This is a genomic window from Leisingera sp. UBA4491 (assembly GCF_002388965.1).
Lineage (GTDB): Bacteria > Pseudomonadota > Alphaproteobacteria > Rhodobacterales > Rhodobacteraceae > Leisingera > Leisingera aquaemixtae.
In genome coordinates this window covers 29,524-47,007 of the sequence record NZ_DGNN01000005.1, presented here as the reverse complement: position 1 = coordinate 47,007, position 17,484 = coordinate 29,524, and the positions used below count along the sequence as shown (strand labels likewise).

At 66.9% G+C, this 17,484-nt stretch carries 19 protein-coding genes; 9 read left to right on the top strand and 10 right to left on the bottom strand.

Annotation, left to right across the window (positions count from 1 at the left end; all coding sequences use genetic code 11):
• The first annotated feature begins 7 nt into the window (after positions 1-7).
• The 3 genes from B2P87_RS01710 (at position 8) to B2P87_RS01700 (ending at position 2,693) form a co-directional block, all read left to right on the top strand.
• The gene (locus tag B2P87_RS01710) at positions 8-784 is read left to right on the top strand and encodes an alpha/beta hydrolase (protein ID WP_141890885.1); all 777 of its coding nucleotides are present in this window, start codon (positions 8-10) and stop codon (positions 782-784) included.
• A complete protein-coding gene (locus tag B2P87_RS01705; RefSeq protein ID WP_141890884.1) occupies positions 781-1,929 on the top strand; it encodes an alpha-D-ribose 1-methylphosphonate 5-triphosphate diphosphatase in 1,149 nt (382 codons plus the stop codon). Before B2P87_RS01710 ends, B2P87_RS01705 begins: the two co-directional genes overlap by 4 nt.
• Positions 1,930-2,069: 140 nt before the next feature.
• Positions 2,070-2,693 carry an RNA ligase family protein gene (locus B2P87_RS01700; RefSeq protein ID WP_141892095.1) on the top strand — a complete coding sequence of 208 codons (624 nt, stop codon included), beginning with the start codon at positions 2,070-2,072 and terminating at the stop codon, positions 2,691-2,693.
• 44 nt (positions 2,694-2,737) lie between these two features.
• Here the strand turns inward: B2P87_RS01700 and B2P87_RS01695 are convergent, their stop codons facing one another.
• Both B2P87_RS01695 and purE read right to left on the bottom strand, forming a co-directional pair.
• A complete protein-coding gene (locus B2P87_RS01695) occupies positions 2,738-3,826 on the bottom strand; it encodes a 5-(carboxyamino)imidazole ribonucleotide synthase (protein ID WP_141890883.1) in 1,089 nt (362 codons plus the stop codon).
• Positions 3,819-4,307 carry a 5-(carboxyamino)imidazole ribonucleotide mutase gene (gene purE / locus B2P87_RS01690; RefSeq protein ID WP_141890882.1) on the bottom strand — a complete coding sequence of 163 codons (489 nt, stop codon included), beginning with the start codon at positions 4,305-4,307 and terminating at the stop codon, positions 3,819-3,821. The genes B2P87_RS01695 and purE overlap by 8 nt, the downstream gene beginning before the upstream one ends.
• 281 nt (positions 4,308-4,588) lie before the next feature.
• On the opposite strand from purE, the gene B2P87_RS01685 reads away from it, so the two are divergent.
• Positions 4,589-4,903: a DUF1272 domain-containing protein gene (locus B2P87_RS01685; RefSeq protein WP_141890881.1), complete on the top strand. Its 315-nt coding sequence runs from the start codon at positions 4,589-4,591 to the stop codon at positions 4,901-4,903.
• Positions 4,904-4,942: 39 nt separating this feature from the next.
• On the opposite strand, the gene B2P87_RS01680 is transcribed toward B2P87_RS01685, so the two are convergent.
• Positions 4,943-6,223 (bottom strand): uracil-xanthine permease family protein, encoded by a 1,281-nt coding sequence (locus B2P87_RS01680; RefSeq protein ID WP_141890880.1) that lies wholly within the window; start codon positions 6,221-6,223, stop codon positions 4,943-4,945.
• A gap of 384 nt (positions 6,224-6,607) precedes the next feature.
• Entirely contained in the window at positions 6,608-6,832 is a 225-nt protein-coding gene (locus B2P87_RS01675; RefSeq protein ID WP_058286008.1) for a YdcH family protein, read from the bottom strand.
• Positions 6,833-7,013: 181 nt separating this feature from the next.
• Here B2P87_RS01675 and B2P87_RS01670 point away from each other — a divergent pair, with 181 nt between their 5' ends.
• The 3 genes from B2P87_RS01670 to B2P87_RS01660 all read left to right on the top strand — a co-directional run bounded on the left by B2P87_RS01670 (position 7,014) and on the right by B2P87_RS01660 (position 8,658).
• The gene (locus tag B2P87_RS01670) at positions 7,014-7,427 is read left to right on the top strand and encodes an Hsp20 family protein (protein WP_027244437.1); all 414 of its coding nucleotides are present in this window, start codon (positions 7,014-7,016) and stop codon (positions 7,425-7,427) included.
• A 5-nt stretch (positions 7,428-7,432) separates the two neighbouring features.
• Positions 7,433-7,657, top strand: coding sequence for a DUF1150 family protein (locus tag B2P87_RS01665; RefSeq protein WP_008556561.1), 225 nt, complete (start codon positions 7,433-7,435; stop codon positions 7,655-7,657).
• A gap of 116 nt (positions 7,658-7,773) precedes the next feature.
• Positions 7,774-8,658, top strand: coding sequence for a PhzF family phenazine biosynthesis protein (locus tag B2P87_RS01660; RefSeq protein WP_141890879.1), 885 nt, complete (start codon positions 7,774-7,776; stop codon positions 8,656-8,658).
• 15 nt (positions 8,659-8,673) lie between these two features.
• Here B2P87_RS01660 and B2P87_RS01655 read toward each other — a convergent pair whose 3' ends face one another.
• From B2P87_RS01655 to trxB, 5 genes are all read right to left on the bottom strand, one after another.
• Positions 8,674-9,489, bottom strand: a complete 816-nt coding sequence (locus B2P87_RS01655; RefSeq protein WP_141890878.1) for a hypothetical protein — start codon at positions 9,487-9,489, stop codon at positions 8,674-8,676.
• A gap of 242 nt (positions 9,490-9,731) precedes the next feature.
• Positions 9,732-11,807, bottom strand: coding sequence for a bifunctional sulfate adenylyltransferase/adenylylsulfate kinase (locus tag B2P87_RS01650; protein ID WP_058286005.1), 2,076 nt, complete (start codon positions 11,805-11,807; stop codon positions 9,732-9,734).
• Between the two features lie 234 nt (positions 11,808-12,041).
• Positions 12,042-13,721, bottom strand: coding sequence for an adenylate/guanylate cyclase domain-containing protein (locus B2P87_RS01645; RefSeq protein WP_141890877.1), 1,680 nt, complete (start codon positions 13,719-13,721; stop codon positions 12,042-12,044).
• 81 nt (positions 13,722-13,802) lie between these two features.
• Positions 13,803-14,141, bottom strand: coding sequence for a ribonuclease E inhibitor RraB (locus B2P87_RS01640; RefSeq protein WP_141890876.1), 339 nt, complete (start codon positions 14,139-14,141; stop codon positions 13,803-13,805).
• A 5-nt stretch (positions 14,142-14,146) separates the two neighbouring features.
• On the bottom strand, positions 14,147-15,088 hold the full coding sequence (trxB, locus tag B2P87_RS01635) for a thioredoxin-disulfide reductase (protein ID WP_058286002.1): 942 nt from the start codon (positions 15,086-15,088) through the stop codon (positions 14,147-14,149).
• A gap of 239 nt (positions 15,089-15,327) precedes the next feature.
• Between trxB and B2P87_RS01630 the strand changes: the two genes are divergently transcribed.
• Positions 15,328-15,828: an Lrp/AsnC family transcriptional regulator gene (locus B2P87_RS01630; protein ID WP_058286001.1), complete on the top strand. Its 501-nt coding sequence runs from the start codon at positions 15,328-15,330 to the stop codon at positions 15,826-15,828.
• A gap of 167 nt (positions 15,829-15,995) precedes the next feature.
• Complete coding sequence (locus B2P87_RS01625) at positions 15,996-16,430, top strand: CBS domain-containing protein (RefSeq protein WP_058286000.1); 435 nt, start codon at positions 15,996-15,998, stop codon at positions 16,428-16,430.
• Positions 16,431-16,475: 45 nt separating this feature from the next.
• Here the strand turns inward: B2P87_RS01625 and B2P87_RS01620 are convergent, their stop codons facing one another.
• Entirely contained in the window at positions 16,476-17,261 is a 786-nt protein-coding gene (locus B2P87_RS01620) for a Hint domain-containing protein (protein ID WP_141890875.1), read from the bottom strand.
• Positions 17,262-17,484: the final 223 nt, after the last annotated feature.

Below are 17,484 nucleotides of genomic sequence, written 5' to 3'. Positions count from 1 at the left end.
GGGCGCCATGCGTTATTTTGCAAAACCCTTCCTTGCCGCCGCTGCGGCGCTGCTGCCGCTGCCCGCGGCGGCCGATTGCGTGATCCTGCTGCATGGATTGGCGCGCACCGAGACCTCATTTGCGGTGATGGAGGAGGTTTTGCAGTCGCGCGGCTACAGCGTGGTGCGGCCGGGCTATGCCTCCACTGAGGCGGCCATTCAGGTGCTGGCGGAGGAGACCCTGCCAGCGGCCTTTGCCGCCTGCGGCGCGGAGACCACCCATGTGGTCAGCCACTCGATGGGGGGCATCCTGCTGCGCTACTGGCTGCAGGGCAATCACCCCGGCAATCTGGGCCGTGTGGTGATGATGGGGCCGCCCAACCAGGGCAGCGAGCTGGTGGATGAGCTGGGCGACTGGGAGGTGTTCGGCCTGCTGAACGGGCCTGCCGGGCTGCAGCTGGGGACCGGGACGGGCAGCCTGCCCAGGCGTCTGCCGCCGGTGAATTTCGAGCTGGGTGTGATTGCGGGCAATGAGACGCTGAACCCGCTGTTCTCCTCGCTGATCCCGGGGGAGGATGACGGCAAAGTCTCGGTCGACAGCACCAAGGTGGCAGGCATGGCGGCGCATCTGACGCTGCCGGTCACCCACACCTACATGATGAACAACCCGCAGGTGATGGCGCAGGCGCTGCATTTCCTGGAAGAGGGGCGGTTTGAGCCCGGCCTGGGCTGGCTGGCGGCGGTGGAAGAGATCATCACCGAGGCCTGCCAGCTGAATGGCGGCTGTGAAGAGGCAGAGGAATGACGTTGGAACTGACCTTGCAGAGCGGCGATGTGCTGCGCCCCGGCGGGCTGGAGCGCGGCGGCGAGATCGCCCTGGCGGAGGGGCAGGTGGCGGATGCGCCCGCCGGACGCCGTGTGGACCTGTCGGGCTATCTGGTGCTGCCGGGAATTGTGGACGTGCATGGCGACGGGTTTGAACGCCACCTGGCGCCGCGCCGGGGCGCGATGAAGCAGATGGCCGAGGGCGTTGTGGCCGCCGAGGCGGAACTGGCGGCCAACGGCATCACCACTGCGGTGCTGGCGCAGTTCTATTCCTGGGAGGGCGGCCTGCGCAGCCCGGAGTTTGCCGCGCAGGTGTTTGAGGCCATCAAGGCGGTGCGCCACTCCGTCGTGACCGATCTGCTGCCGCAGCTGCGGTTTGAGATCCACATGCTGGAGGATTACGCCGGGCTGGCCGCCAAGGTGGCGGACTGGCAGGTGCCTTATGTGGTGTTCAACGACCACCTGCCGCACGACCGGCTGGCGGCGGGCAAGAAGCCGCCGCGGCTGACCGGGCAGGCGCTGAAGGCGGGGCGCAATCCGGAGGTGCACTGGCAGATGCTGAAAGACATGCACGCGCGCCGGGAGGAGGTGGCAGGCCGGCTGGATGCGCTCTGTGCGGAGCTGGCGGCGCTGGAGGTGCGGCTCGGCAGCCATGACGACCAGACCGCAGAGGGCCGCGCCGTCTGGCGCGCGCGCGGCGCGCGGATTTCCGAGTTTCCCGAGACACTTGAGGCCGCAGAAGCGGCGCGCGCCGCGGACGATCCGGTGATCCTCGGCTCCCCCAATGTGGTGCGCGGCGGCTCGCACAAGGGCAATGCCTCTGCCGTCGAACTGATCGCCATGGGGCTGTGCGATGCGCTGGCCTCCGACTATCACTACCCCAGCCCGCGGCGCGCAGCCCTGATGCTGGAACGGTCCGGCCTCTTGGATCTGGAGGGCGCCTGGCGGCTGGTCTCACACGGGCCTGCGCAGCTGCTGGGGCTTAACGATCGCGGCACGCTGGAGGCCGGCAAGCGCGCCGATATTCTGGTGCTGGACAAGGCCACCCAGCGGGTCGCGGCGACAATTGCCGGCGGGCGGGTCAGCTATATGGCCGGGGAGGTGGCGGGCCGGTTCCTGGCCTGAGGGGGAAGCGCCGCGCATCAGGCCGGATGGCCCTCTTTGCGCGTGAAACCGGCGGAGCCGCTTTCACCGGGACGCCTTGCTGCCGCGGTGCGGCGCGGCTAGGCTGCGGCGAAAGAGGTTTTTATGCAACGGTTGATCACATGACCCGAAAATACGGCCGCACTTTTCATCTGCCGCAATCGCCCGGTGCCACCAGTGATGACAAAATCCTGCAGGATACCTCTGCGCTTCTGGCAGAGGCAGAGGTGGTCATTACCGAAAAAATGGATGGTGAAAACACCACTATTTACCCCGGCGGCTGCCACCCGCGCAGCCCCGATGCCCGCTACCACCCGTCCCGCGACTGGATTAAGGCTTTTGCTGCAGGCATTTCTCCGGCGTTGACGAATGGCGAGCGGATTGTCGGTGAGTACCTCTTTGCCCGCCATGCCATCGCTTACCCTGCGCTGCCCAGCTATTTTCTGGGATTCGCCTGGATCGTGGATGGCGTGATCCAGCCTTGGGAGGAAACGCTGGCCCGGTTTGGTGAGCTGGGGATTGTCAGCGTTCCGGTGCTGTACCGGGGACCGCCCTCGGAATCTGTATTACAAGCGACCATTTCCGCGCTGGATTTGGCGGCACAGGAAGGTTTCGTGATCCGCACTGCCAGAGAATTTGCCGAGGCGGAAATGCAGACGCTGCTGGCCAAGTACGTCCGCGCGGATCATGTGCAGACAGAGGTGCATTGGATGAATGCGGAGATTGTAAAAAACGGCCTCATCTGAGGCCGCTTTCCGCTTCAATGCGCTGAATTTCCTGACGCGAGGCCTTACCCCTGCGCCCTAACCACCCGGTTCACATGGCCCATCTTGCGGCCCGGCTTGGCCTCCGCCTTGCCATAGAGGTGGAGGGCGCAATCGGCTTCTTTTGCCAGTTCGGGCAAGCGCTCCACGTCATCGCCGATCAGGTTTTCCATCACCACGTCCGAGTGGCGCTGGCCATCGCCGAGCGGCCATCCCGCAACCGCGCGGATGTGCTGTTCGAACTGGTCGACGGTGCAGCCGTTCTGGGTCCAGTGGCCGGAGTTGTGGACGCGGGGGGCGATCTCGTTGACGATCAGGCCTTGGGGCGTGACGAAGAGTTCGACGCCGAGGACGCCGACATAGTCCAGCGCGTTCAGGATCTTGCCGGCCATCAGCACCGCGTCCATGCGCTGGGATGTGCTGAGCTTTGCGGGCACGGTGGTGGTGTGCAGGATGCCGTCGCGGTGGACGTTTTCGCCGGGGTCAAAACAGGCGATCTCGCCGCTCACGCCGCGGGCGGCGATGACCGAAACCTCGTGGGTGAAGGTCACGAACCCTTCGAGGATCGAGGGCGCGCCGGCCATGGAAGCGAGCGCTTCGTTTGCGTCTTCAGGCGATTTGATGCGGGCCTGGCCCTTGCCGTCATAGCCGAAGCGGCGGGTTTTCAGGATCGAGGGCGTGCCGGTCTGCGCCAAAGCGGCGTCGAGGCTGGCCTGATCGGTGATGTCCGCGAAGGGCGCGGTTTTGAGGCCCAGATCCTGCAGGAAGCTCTTTTCGGTCAGCCGGTCCTGGCTGATCCGCAGCGCCTCACGGCCCGGGCGGATCGGCTTTTGCGATTCCAGGAGGTCCAGCGCGGAGGTCGGGATGTTCTCGAACTCATAGGTGATCACGTCGACGGACGCGGCGAAGGCGGCCAGCGCCTCTGCGTCCTCGTAGCCTGCGGTGGTCACGCGGTCGGCGACATGGCCTGCGGGCGGGTTGGCGCCCGGTTCAAAGATATGGGTCTTGAAGCCGAGGCGGGAGGCCGCGACCGAGAGCATCCGGCCCAGCTGGCCGCCGCCGAGGATGCCGATTGTGGCGCCCGGCTGCAGTGCCTGTGCAAGCACGTCAGTCATCGGACGGCTCCTCGGGGATCGAGGCAGAGAGCGCCGCGCGCCAGTCGTCCAGGCGCTGGGCGAGGTCCGCGTCCTGCAGCGCCAGGATGCCCGCGGCCATCAGGCCTGCGTTGGCGGCCCCGGCAGCACCGATTGCCATGGTCGCGACCGGGAAGCCCTTGGGCATCTGGACGATGGAATAGAGCGAGTCGACGCCGGAAAGGGCGCGGGTCTGGACCGGCACGCCGACCACCGGCACGCGGGTCTTGGAGGCGACCATGCCGGGCAGATGGGCGGCGCCGCCCGCACCTGCGATGATCACCTGCAAGCCGCGGTCCGCCGCGGATTTGCCGTAGCTCCACAGCCGGTCCGGGGTGCGGTGGGCGGAGACGATCTTGGCCTCATAGGCAACGCCCAGTTCATCGAGGATATTCGCGGCTTCCTTCATGGTGGGCCAGTCGGATTGGCTGCCCATGATGATGCCCACTTTGATGTCACCCATGGCTGGTGGCTCCTGTCGCGGCTTGTGGAGCGCGCACTATAGGGAATGTTGGGTTTTGCGCAATCCGGCTTGGCCGGGAAAGCAGGGGGATTTGCCCTGTTTTGCGCCGCTGGCCGCTATGCCGCAGGGCGGCAGGCTCCCGCCCGCGCGGGACGCAGGCAAGCTGCACCGCCTTGCGGTTGGGCGTGGCGCCGCGCGTTGCGCGGCGCGGGTGGCTTGAACAGAGGATTGCAAGGGGGCAGTAACCGGGGCAGGGTGGGGGCAGGATCAGGGAGGATAGGATGCTGGAGCTGCGCCCTAATTGCGAGCTGTGCGGCAAGGATCTGCCGCCGGATGCGGCGGAAGCGCGGATCTGCAGCTATGAATGCACCTATTGCGCGGATTGTGCTGAGGCGGTTCTGCACAATGTCTGCCCCACCTGCGGCGGCGGCTTTGCGCCGCGGCCCATCCGGCCGAAACGCGCCTGGCGGGAGGAGCTGAAGCTGGGGCTGGGGAACCATCCGGCGTCAGAGAAGCGGGTGCATTCGAAGTTCAGCCGCGAGGACATTGCCGCGCATGTGGAGCGCATCCGGCACCTGGCGCCGGAGGAGCGGTGAGGGGAGCCGCCTTTGCGGCGGCTCCTCAGCGTTGCGGGATTACCGCTGTTTCGGCAGGATCAGGTTCAGCGCGAGGCCGGCCACGCCGGACAGGCCGATGCCTGCGAGGGTGAAGCCTTCGCCGAATTCCAGGGTCAACCCGCCCAGGCCGATGATCAGCACGGTGGAGATGATCACCATATTGCGCGCCTCCGACAGCGCCTCGCCCAGTTTGGCCAGAACTGACAGGCCGACCACGGTGACCATGCCAAAGAGCAGGATCATGATGCCGCCCATCACCGGCATCGGAATCGCCGCCAGCGCACCGGACAGCTTGCCAACGAAGGACAGCGCAATCGCGAAGATCGCCGCCCAGGTCATGATCGCCGGGTTGAAGGCACGGGTCAGGGTCACGGCGCCGGTCACCTCGGAATAGGTGGTGTTGGGCGGCCCGCCCAGCAGGCCCGCGGCGGCGGTGGCAAGGCCGTCGCCCAGCATGGTGTTCTGGATGCCGGGCTTCTCCATATAGTCGCGCTTGGTCACGTTGGAGATCGCCAGGATGTCGCCGAAGTGTTCGATCGCGGGCGCGATGGCGACCGGCAGGATGAACAGGATGGCGGCCAGGTTGAACTCGGGCGCGACGAAGGCCGGGACCTTGAACCAGGGGGCGGCGGCGATGGCGGCGGTGCTGATCAGCGGGTCGCCGGTGACGGCGCCCAGGATCAGCGCGGCACTGCAGCCTGCGGCGACGCCGGCCAGGATCGGCACGATGCGCATGATGCCGCGGGCGAGGATGGCGGTCAGCATGGTGGTGCCCAGCGAGATACCGGCCAGCAAGAGCGCGGTGCTGCGCGGCATCACCTGGGTGTCGCCTGCCAGGCCGGTGGCCATATTGACCGCAACCGGCGCCAGCGACAGGCCGATCACCATGATGACGGGGCCGACCACGACGGGCGGCAGCAGCCGGTGCAGAAAACCGGTGCCAAAGGCGCGGATGGCAAAGCTGAGCGCCACATACAGCAGGCCCGCCGCCGCCAGCCCGCCGGTGGTGGCGGCCATGCCCCAGGTCTGCACGCCGTAGATCACCGGCGCGATGAAGGCGAAGGACGATGCCAGGAACACCGGCACCTGGCCGCGGGTGACGACCTGGAAGATCAGGGTGCCAAGCCCGGCGGTGAACAGTGCCACGCTGGGGTCCAGCCCGGTGAGCAGCGGCACCAGCACCAGCGCGCCGAAGGCGACAAACAGCATCTGCGCCCCGGCCAGCGCCTGCCTTGGTGTGAAGTTGTAATCGGCGTCCTGCAGATCGGACGCCGGGATCTGTTCCCTCGCAGCGGTCATGGATTAACTCGTCTTGTTGTTCAGAGGCTTGCGTCCGGAGGCCGCTTTGCACGGCCGCCGGAAACAATCGCGCTGCTCCTAACCGGTTCCGGCCGGTTTGACCATCCGCCGCAGCCGGTAATCGGGCCAGGCAGGCGGGCCAGGCAGGCGGGCCAGGCAGGCGGGCCAGGCGGGCAGGACGAGCGGGCGGCGGCCCTGCGGGAGCGCAGCGCGCCGGCAGGCGCGCTGCCGCGCCCAACGCCTGGCTGGGCAGCTGCGCTGCACCGCCAGGGGGCGGGAGGGCTTGGGTTCTGAAAAAAAGCGCTGCGTTCTGCAGCCGGGGCCCGGGCGGCTTTGGCGCCGGGCAACAGGCGCTGATGCGCTGCCGGTCCTGCCGGCGCGGCGTCAGGCGATAATGTCCGGGGTCAGCCGGTCTTCGATCAAGGCGATCTTGTCCTTGAGGATAAGCTTTTGCTTCTTCAGACGGCGGATGGTCAGCTGGTCGGCGGTGCCGCGCTCTTCCAGCGCGGAGATCGCTTCGTCCAGATCGCGGTGCTGTCTGCGGAAAACCTCCAGCTCAACCCTGAGGACCTCATCCGTCTTCATCGACACATCTGTGGGTGCGTTCATGGGCGACTCAGTAAAGCTGATGAATGAAGTGAGGCTGAAGATACTTCCTTAACCGCTTTTCCGCTAGACCTATGAGCACATGCTCTTGTGAATCCAGCAGGAACTTCCCATATTCTTCTGGAAGCGGCTGCCGTGACCGGGGCCGCAAGCATCCGTCGCTTTGGCAAAAAGGACGAACAACGTGTCGAAACTTACCTTGGGCTCTTACCCGCATATGCTGGGGTTCGAGCAGCTGGAACGCCTCCTGGAACGCTCGGCCAAATCGGGCAACGAAGGCTATCCTCCATATAATATCGAACAGACCTCTGACTTTTCCTACCGCATCACCCTGGCCGTGGCCGGTTTCGCCGAGGAGGATCTGGCGATCACCGTCGAGGACCGCCAGCTGGTGATCCGCGGCCGCCAGCGCGACGACAGCGAAGGGCGGGTGTTTCTGCACCGCGGCATCGCGGCGCGCCAGTTTCAGCGCATGTTCGTGCTGGCCGATGGCGTCGAAGTGGGCGAGGCGGTGATGGAAAACGGGCTGCTGCATGTGGACCTGACCCGGTCGCGGCCCGAAACCGTGGTTCAGACGATCAACATCAAGAAGGGGTAAGAGCAATGCATACACCGTTTGACTTCAAGGATGCCGGCAGCCGGACCGTCTATGTGAAGGCGGTTGCGGTGGCAGATCTTCCCAAAGAGGTGCAGGCCAGCGCGGGCGGGCGTGAACAGCTTTATGCGGTGCACGACGCCGAGGGCGGCCAGCTGGCGCTGGTGGCCGACCGCAGCCTGGCCTTTGTGCTGGCGCGCCAGAACGACATGACGCCGGTGCCGGTCCACTAGGGCCAGCACACGGAAAGGTGCAGGGCCGGCGGATTGACATCCCGCGGCGGGCTTTGATGATGCGAAAGGCGGGCCGCAGCCCGCCTTTTTTGTTGCCTTAAAGCCGGGAGATGCAGATGGCGCGCTATGATTTCGACTGGGTGGATGCGTTCTCAGGCCGGGCATTCGGGGGCAACGGCTGTGCGGTGGTGCATGGCGGCGCGCCTCTGCCGGAGGCGGTCTGCACCGCCTACGTGCGGGAGACCTCGCTGGTGGAATGCACATTCACCGGCCCGTCTGAGGCGGCGGATGTGAAGGTGCGCTATTTCCTGGCCAGCCGCGAGATCCCCTTTGCCGGCCATCCGACCATCGCCACGGTGGCGGCGATGCGGGACCGCGGGCTGATCGAGGGCGATAGCATCACGCTGGAAACCGGGGCGGGGATCGTGCCGGTGCGGCTGGACGGGGACCTGATCGAAATGACGCAGGTGGCGCCGCAGTTCGGCCCCTTTGCCGATCCGGCACTGGTGGCGGCGGCGGTGAGCTTGCCGGTGGAGGCCATCGCAGGGCGGCCGCAGAAAGTCTCAACCGGGCTGCCGTTCTGTATCACTGTCCTGCGCGACCGGGCGGCGCTGGAGGCGGCGCAGCTGGACCTGGAGGCGCTGGCCGCCTTGGGCAAATCGCTGGGCGCCGATGGCATCGACATGATGGAGCCGTTCCTGGTGGCGCTGGAGGGCGCGACGGCGGCGGGGGACACCTTCTCGCGCCTTTTGATGGCGCCGCCCAGCCCGCCGGAGGACCCGTTCACTGGGTCCGCCACCGGGGCGATGGCGTCTTATCTGTGGCACCACGGGCTGATGCAGAAGGCGGAGTTCGTGGCAGAACAGGGACACGGGCTGGGCCGCCCCGGCCAGGCGCGGGTGTCCCGGGTTGGCCCTGCGGAGGCGATCGAGGGCGTCAGGGTTGCGGGCGAGGGGTTTGTGCTGATGCGCGGCACGGTGGATCTGCCCGCGGCGCTGTGACCGCGGGCGGCGGCCTCAGGCGGGTTCCGCGGCGGCCAGACCGTAGGCGCGCAGGGTCACATCAAACGCGCTGCCGCTGCGGGGCGGCTGGGTGGAGGGGCCTTTTTGATGCACGTGCAGGCCGATGATGTCGGGCTGGCCAAGCAGCGCCTGGGTGTGCGCCGGGTCATAGAAATCGCAGCTGGCGCCCGGCAGGTAATACATTGATTTCATCGGCTTGGCCTCCCCGAAGCGGTTCTGCCGCTTGAGGATGCGCACCATCGCCTCGTTGCCATAGACGGTCATGCCGAGATCGGTTGCGCGGAATTTCCGGCCAAGCGCGCGCAGCAGCGCGGGTTTGACCACCCGCCGTTTGAAGCCGAGCCAGTCCGGCCACAGCTCGGGATGGTCAAGCACCTTGAGGAAGTCGCAGACAAAGGGGTCATCGGGCGGGAAATACAGCGCCGAGCAGCCCACCGTCGCCGCGCCGTCGAAGGCGAACCAGGCCCGGTCCGGGTCCGGCTGGAAGTCCTGGAACAGGATGACATCGGTATCCAGCCAGACACCAAGGCCCTGTTTCTGAAGCACGATCCGGAAGATGTCGGAATAGCTGAGCCGCTCCTGCCGCGGGCTGTAGCGGGTGCGGATCAGGGGCTTCAGGCGCTCCAGCGTGTCCAGCGGCAGGATCTCTCCGGCCGGTTTCAGGCTGACACCGGGCGGCACGCCGCGGGGCGGGCAGGCGGGGTCAGTGACATAGAGGTCGACGCCGCAGGTGTGGCGCTGCCAGGACATGACCGCCAGCTGCGTCAGCAGCGGCAGCTCTTCACCGATCCAAAGAGAAACGACACGCACCTGAAATCCGCCTGTAATGCTGTATTTTTGCGGCATGATTAGCGGTTTTCCGCCGATCCGGGAAGCGTTCCGGGGCAGGGACCTGCGCATCAGGGGCCGACCGTTGCCTTTTTGACCAAAGCGCCGGCGGGGAGGCGGGGGCTGCCGGAGCGGTGCGGCGGCTGCCACTGCCCGCATTCGGCCAATCGGAAAACGGCCCGCCAATTGGCGGGCCGCTCTGCGGTCTTGTGCTGCTGTCAGGCTCAGGCCTTGATCAGCCCCATGCTTTCCAGCTTCAAGAGCACCTGGTGGGCGCAGTTGTCGACGTCGACGTTCTCGGTCTCGACCACCAGCTCGGCGTTCTGCGGCACGTCGTAGGGGTCGGAGATGCCGGTGAACTCCTTGATCTTGCCTTCGCGGGCCAGTTTATACAGACCCTTGCGGTCGCGGCGCTCGCATTCCTCGATCGAGGTGGCGACGTGCACTTCGACAAAGGCGCCGAACTGCTCCACGTCCTCGCGCACGGCGCGGCGGGTGGTGGCATAGGGCGCGATCGGGGCGCAGATGGCGATGCCGCCGTTCTTGGTGATCTCAGACGCCACATAGCCGATGCGGCGGATGTTGAGGTCGCGGTGCTCTTTCGAGAAGCCCAGCTCGGAGCTGAGGTTTTTCCGCACGATGTCGCCATCGAGCAGGGTCACCGGGCGGCCGCCCATTTCCATCAGCTTGACCATCAGCGCGTTGGCGATGGTGGATTTGCCGGAGCCGGAGAAGCCGGTGAAGAACACGGTGAAGCCCTGCTTGGAGCGCGGCGGCTTGGTCTTGCGCAGCTCGGACACCACTTCCGGGAAGGAGAACCATTCCGGGATCTCCAGGCCCTCGGCCAGGCGGCGGCGCAGTTCGGTGCCGGAGATGTTCAGGATGGTGACGTTGTCGCGGTCTTCGATCTCGTCGTTCGGCTCGTACTGGGCGCGCTCCTGCACATAGACCATGTGCTTGAAGTCCACCATTTCGATGCCCATTTCGCCCTGGAACTCGCGGAACAGCTCCTGCGCGTCATAGGGGCCGTAGAAGTCCTCGCCGGCAGAGTTCTTGCCGGGGCCTGCGTGGTCGCGGCCGACGATGAAATGGGTGCAGCCGTGGTTCTTGCGGATCAGGCCGTGCCAGACCGCCTCGCGCGGGCCTGCCATACGCATCGCCAGGTTCAAGAGCGACATGGAGGTGGTGGCGGCCGGGTATTTGTCCAGCACCGCCTCGTAGCAGCGCACGCGGGTGAAGTGGTCAACGTCGCCCGGCTTGGTCATGCCGACCACCGGGTGGATCAGCAGGTTGGCCTGGGCTTCGCGCGCGGCGCGGAAGGTCAGCTCCTGGTGGGCGCGGTGCAGCGGGTTGCGGGTCTGGAAGGCAACAACCTTGTTCCAGCCCAGCTTGCGGAAGTAGGCGCGCAGCTCGTTCGGGGTGTCGCGGCGGCCGCGGAAGTCATAGTGGACGGGCTGCTGGATGCCGGTCACGGGGCCGCCCAGGTAGACCTTGCCCGCGGTGTTGTGCAGGTAGTTCACTGCCGGGTGGGCGTCGTCATCGGCGCCGAACACCTTCTCCGCCTCGCGCGCCTTGTTCGGCACCCAGTTGTCGGTCACGGTCATGGTGGCGAGGATCACGCCTTCCTGGTCGCGCAGGGCAATGTCCTGGCCCGCTTCGAGCTTGGCGGCGAAGTCTTCGGAGACGTCCAGGGTGATCGGCATCGGCCACAGGGTGCCGTCGGCCAGGCGCATGTTTTCGATGACGCCGTCATAGTCAGCCTGAGACAGGAACCCCTTCAGCGGGTTGAAGCCGCCGTTCATCAAGAGCTCCAGGTCGCAGATCTGGCGCGGGGTCAGATCCCAGCTGACCAGATCGGCCGCTTCGACCTTCAGTTTCTGGGCGCTTTCGTAGGAGACATAAAGCTCAGGAATGGGAGCCAGGTTGCTTTGCATCGGGTTGGTCCTGTGTTTGAGAGGGGGGAGGCCGCTAGCGGAGCCGGTGAGTTCCGCATGCAGCGCGTTGTAGTCTGCGAGCTTGCGGGCGAGGAATTGATCGGTGAGCCGCACTTTCTCTGCCGCGCCGCGGGTGGTCAGCGAATAGGCAAACCGCTGCCGCTTGTCGGGGCCGGGGCGGGCGCTGACGGTGACCAGGCCGCCCTCTGCCGCTGACCGCAGCAAGGTGTTGAGCCGGCCCAGCGAAATCCCCAGCGCCGCGGCGGTGGTCCGCTGCGAGGCATCCGGCGCCGCATCGAGCTGGCGCAGGAGGCGAAAGAGCAGGTCTTGCTCGTCCGGGGTGGATGTGGTCAGGGTCTCAGGCACGGCGCAGCGGGTCCAGGGCGGGGGTCAAAGTGTGTTCACGCGTGAACGCATTGCATGGATTGGCCGGGAATCAAAGGGGGAATTGCCTCGGATTGGCGATTTTCTGCCGCGTTGCCGTGCTGCAACGCATCCGGGTGCGCGGCAGAAAGTTCTCCTAAGGCGTGTTATGCGGGCGGGATCGTCCGGGTCCGGCGCCGGGGCGGAAACGGGTGTTCGCGGGGCCGCGGGCGGGGCTTAACCCTGTTCTTTGGCCAGCAGCCGCGGCAGCGCGGCGGCCTGTTCCACCGCCAGCGCCGCCAGCGGCCGGGAGACGCCCCTGAGCTGGAACTCCTGCAGCGCGAAACGGTGCAGGGGGTAGCCCGCCGCCTCCAGCACCCGGGCGGACACCAGCAGTTCGATTCCCAGATCCTTGGTCTTGGCCTCCAGCCGGCTGGCGGTGTTGACGCTGCCGCCGATGATGGTGCGCGGGGCGTGGCCGGCGCTGCCGATCTCGCCCAGCACCAGCTGGCCCAGATGAATGCCGATGCCGATGCGGATCTGCGGCTCGCCGTCCGCTGCCAGCCGGGCGTTGAAGTCCTGCAGCGCGGTGCCGATGGCGGCGGCGGCGTCCAGTGCGGCCTCGGCGGAGCGGGCGGGGGTGGCGGCCTCGAACAGCGCCAGCAGGCCGTCGCCCAGGTATTTGTCCACCGTGCCGCCGGCCCTGGTGACGGCGGGGACGATGGCGTCGAAGAAGCGGTTCAGCAGGAACACCACGTCATAGGGCAGCTGGCCGGCGGTGCGGGCGGTAAACCCGCGCATGTCGAGGAACAGCACCGCCAGCTGCTGTTCGCTGCCCTGGCTGGCATGGGCGCGGGTCTTGCGGCCGTCGGGGCGGAACATGCGGGTGACGGTCAGCGGCGCCTCGGGGCGGATCTGGCAGGCCAGACGCATATTGGCGGGCGCCTTGACGCGGGCCAGGCTGCGCGCCTCGGGCGGGGCGGGCGGCGGCAGGGTGTCGCCGCCTTCCTCCACCACCACCCGGCAGGTGGTGCAGCGGCCCTTGCCGCCGCACAGGGAGGTGTGCTGGACGCCGCCCGCCTGCGACATCTGCAGCAGGGTGAGGCCGCGCTCGGCGCGGATTTCCGGGCCGAAGGCATAGCGGATGCGCACCGCGCGGCGCCGCCGCAGCAGCCGGTTCAGCACATGCGCCGCCGCCGCCAGCCCCAAGAGCAGCAGGAACGCCGTGAACCAGCGGCTGTCGGTCAGGAGCAGCTCGGCAAAAACCTCGCGGCTGGGCCAGTTGAAGTCCTCCATCAGCGCCGGGCGCTGGCTGCCCTCCGCGAACAGGCCGTGGATGCGGCGGCCTTCGGTCAGGAAGCCGGCCAGGGCAAAGCCGGGGATCAGCACCGCCAGCCCGGCCATCCACGGGATCAGCCGCCGCCACCAGCGGGTCAGCCGCAGCCAGTAATGCAGGCCGATGCAGCCGTGGATCCACACCGCCAGCAGCAGCGCGCTTTGCTGCCAGGCCTCGGGCGAGGCCCACATCAGCACGATCACATAGGCCATCTCGTCGTTGACGCCGTAGATTTCATGCGAATAGCGGGTGTAGGCCAGATGGCTGAGCAGCTGCAGCGGGATCAGAAACCCGAGCAGCATTTGCAGCGCCGCCGCCGGGCGCATCCGCAGGGTGCGGCGGCGGGCCAGGCTCCACAGCGCCAGCCCGGCATGCAGGATCAGCGCGGTATAGAGGATGAGACCGCCCAGGACGCTGCGGGTGATCAGCTGGCGGACGTCCTGAAACGCCTCCATCCAGTCTGGCGACAGCAAGCCCAGGCCGATGTTGAGGAAGTGGAAGAAGGCATAGGTGAACAGCACCAGCCCGGTGATGATCCGGGTGCGGGTGATCCAGTTGCCCTGCCAGAGCGCGCTTGCCACGCCGGTCCTCCTGTCCTGCGGTCCGCTGAGGGCAGACTGCGGGGACGGGGGCCTGGGGTCAATGCCGGGGGTGGCGGGCGCTCAGCCCTCCAGGCCCCAGCCGTCGGGGGCAAAGCCGTGGGAGAGGGCGGCTCGGGTGGCGACTTCCTCGCCGATCCAGATGCCGGTGGCGGAGATGATCTGATCCGGCAGGGTGGCGGCCAGATACGGGCTGCCGCCTTCGGCGTCTTTTCCGCTGACCCAGTTGCAGCCGTAGCCCTCGCGGCTCAGGTCATCGGCCAGCTTGCGCCAGTCGGCGCCGTCGCGGGCGGGGACGAAGAAGTAATCCACGTCCGCCGCCTCCGGCAGGCCGTGTTCGGCCTGCATGTCGTTGAATGCCGCAACGGTTCCGGCCCGTTGCGCGGCGAAATCATGCGGCATCCCGGTTATTCCTGCTCAGCCAGGAAGCGTTCGGCGTCGAGTGCCGCCATGCAGCCCATGCCGGCCGAGGTGACCGCCTGACGGTACTTGTGGTCGGTGAGGTCGCCGGCGGCATAGATGCCGGGGATAGAGGTCTCGGTGGTGCCGGGCTTCACCTTGACGTAGCCGCCGTTGTGCAGCTCCAGCACGTCCTTGACCAGCTCGTTCGCGGGGGCGTGGCCGATGGCGACAAAGACGCCCTTGCAGGGGATTTCCTTCACTTCGCCGGTCTGCACGTTCTTGACCACGACGCCCTCGACCCCCAGCGGGTTGTCGGTGCCGACGACCTCCTCCAGGGTGTGGAACCACAGGGTTTCGATCTTGTCGTTCTTCATCAGGCGGTCCTGCAGGATCTTCTCGGCGCGCAGCTCGTCGCGGCGGTGGATCAGCGTGACCTTGGAGGCGAAGTTGGTCAGGAACAGCGCTTCCTCGACAGCGGTGTTGCCGCCGCCGATCACCACGATCTCCTGGCCGCGGTAGAAGAAGCCGTCGCAGGTGGCGCAGGCGGAGACGCCGAAGCCCTTGAATTTCTCCTCGGACGGCAGGCCCAGCCATTTGGCGCGGGCGCCGGTTGCCAGGATCACAGCGTCAGCGGTGTAGGTGGTGCCGCTGTCGCCCTTGGCAACAAACGGGCGGGCGGAGGTGTCGAGCGAGGTGATGATGTCGCCGATGATCTCGGTGCCCATCGCCTTGGCGTGCTCCTGCATCCGCACCATCAGGTCGGGGCCCTGCACCTCGGTGTCGCCGGGCCAGTTCTCCACCTCGGTGGTGGTGGTCAGCTGGCCGCCGGGCTCGATGCCCTGGACCAGGATCGGCTCCAGCATGGCGCGGGAGGCATAGACCCCCGCGGTATAGCCGGCAGGCCCGGAGCCGATGATCAGAACCTTGGTGTGGCGCGTCTCGCTCATGTTCGTCCCTTACGTAAGCAGCATGGCGGGCTTGCCGCCGTCAGGAAATGCATATAGCGGCAGGACCCGCTGGCTTAAACCCCCCCAGCCGTGCCGGGGTGCCTGGCGCTGGTGCCGCTGCCGCCCCGGATTGCCGCTTGCACCTTCGGAGTGCAAAGAATATTGCGCGGCGATGAAACATTATTGCGCAGCCCGGCGGCGGTGCTATAAGAAACGCAAAGTTCACAGGAGTTTCCCGCATGGTCACAACCCGTCTAGATCCGATTGATCGCAAGATTTTGTCGGAGCTTCAGGCCGATGGGCGGATGACCAACGTGGAGCTGGCCAAGCGGGTCGGCATCTCGGCACCGCCCTGTCTGCGCCGGGTGCGGGCGCTGGAGGAGGCCGGGCTGATTCACGGCTATCATGCAGATGTGAACGCCCGCGAGCTAGGCTTCGAGGTGCAGGTCTTTGCCATGGTCGGGCTGGAGAGCCAGGCCGAAGTGGAGCTGAGCGCCTTTGAAGAGAAGTGCCGCAGCTGGCCCCTGGTGCGCGAGTGCCACATGCTGAACGGCGAGGTGGATTTCATCCTGAAATGCGTGTCGCCGGATCTGAGCACCTTTCAAAGCTTCCTGACCGGCGAGCTGCTGACCACGCCGAATGTGGCCAGCGTCAAGACCTCGCTGGTGATCCGCGGCGCCAAGGATGAGCCGGGCGTGCCGTTTGAGGTGCTGGAGGAGCGGCTGGCCCGCGAGGCCTGAGCCGGAGCCGCCCGGCGCGTGCCGGCGGCGGCCCTTTTGCGGGGCGGTGCCGGGGCCACTTGATCCAAGTCATTGACGCGAGGGGGAAACCCCGGATGCTGGTAAGGCGGGGCATGCCGGTTGATCGGTTTGACCCGGTCGTTGTTCCGCCGACTGGAGGTGTAACGATGGCAACTGTTCAGCAAATTCTCGATGCGAAGGGCGGCACCCTGCACACGCTTCCGACGGAGGCCATGGTGGTCGACGCCTTGAAGCTGATGGCGGAGGAGGACGTGGGCTCCGTGCTGGTGATGTCCGGCGGCAAGCTGGCCGGGATTTTCACCGAGCGGCACTATACCCGCAAGGTGTTTCTGGCGGGCAAGACCTCTCCGACGACGCCGCTTGCCGATGTGATGGCGACGGATTTCTATGGCGTCGAGCCGGGGCAGAGCGCCGAGGCCTGCATGGCGGTGATGGTGGAAAAGCATGTCCGCCATCTGCCGGTGCTGAAGGACGGCGAGCTGGCGGGGATCGTCTCGATCGGCGACCTGATGAAAAGCATCATTGACGAAGAGCAGTTCAATGCCAGCCAGCTGGTGCGCTATGTGCGCGGCATGAACTGACCCGCAGCCCCTGTGCCGGCGGCGGACAGGCCGCCGGCAGGGAGATCACAGCAGCGGGCCGCCGGCGCTGCCGCCCTGGCCGTCGGCGCGGGGATAGGCCAGCGGGCCAAAGTCCCTGACGCTGTCGGCGTGGGAGAACATGTTCAAAAACAGCGTCTTGATGGCATAGCTGGCGAGCTTCAGCGCGTCCGGGCCGGGGTGATAGGTTTCAAACTCCAGCCCGCCGGCATTGATCACCGCATGGCGCGGCAGGCACAGGTGGTACATGTCCACCGGCGTCGGCGGCGCGGTTTCAAAGATGCTCATCCCGTCCTGAAACGCGGCCGCGGGAGTCAGCAGCGGGCCTTTGCCGCTGCCCTGCAGGTGCGGCGGCGTGCGCAGCAGCCGGGCGGCAGGGCCGGCCACCAGGCTGGCGGACGGTTTTTGCAGGCCCAGGCTGTCGGCCATGAAGCTGGTGAGCCGGTGGCTGCGGCCGCGGCTGCCGGGCCGGGCCGGCAGCAGGCTGGTACGGCCGATCCACACCAGCGGCTGGCTGCCGCCGCCGCTGGTCAGGATTTCATCGCCGGGCAGCAGATCCTCGACCGCGACCGGGCCGCTGGCGGTTTCCACCAGCGAGCCGCGGGAGAACGCGCAGAAGGCGTCCTCGAACAGCGGCAGCGCCGGGGCGATGTGGCGGGTTTCCGAGATGGCGCCGCCGGGCAGCAGGCTGCTGACCTCGTAGCGGCGCAATTGCGGCTTGTTGGCGGCGCGCAGAACCGCCGGGTCCTGCAGGATAGAGGTGGCTTCGACGGCATTGGCTGCAGCCCGCTGCAGCGAGTAGGGGATGGTCATAACCGGACCTTTCCTTTCAAACTGCCCGTTTGCATCGGCCCCCACCGGCAACACAGACGCGCTTGAACGATATGTGTGACTGAGTGTGGAGGGATTCAATTCGAATTGTCAAAAAATCTGAAGTGAACTGGTTAACGGCCGGGCGGGGCGGAGACGGGGCGATTCGGCGGAGGGCGCATCACGCCTGTCCCGGGGTTTGCCCGGCGGGCTGGGTGCCCCGGCG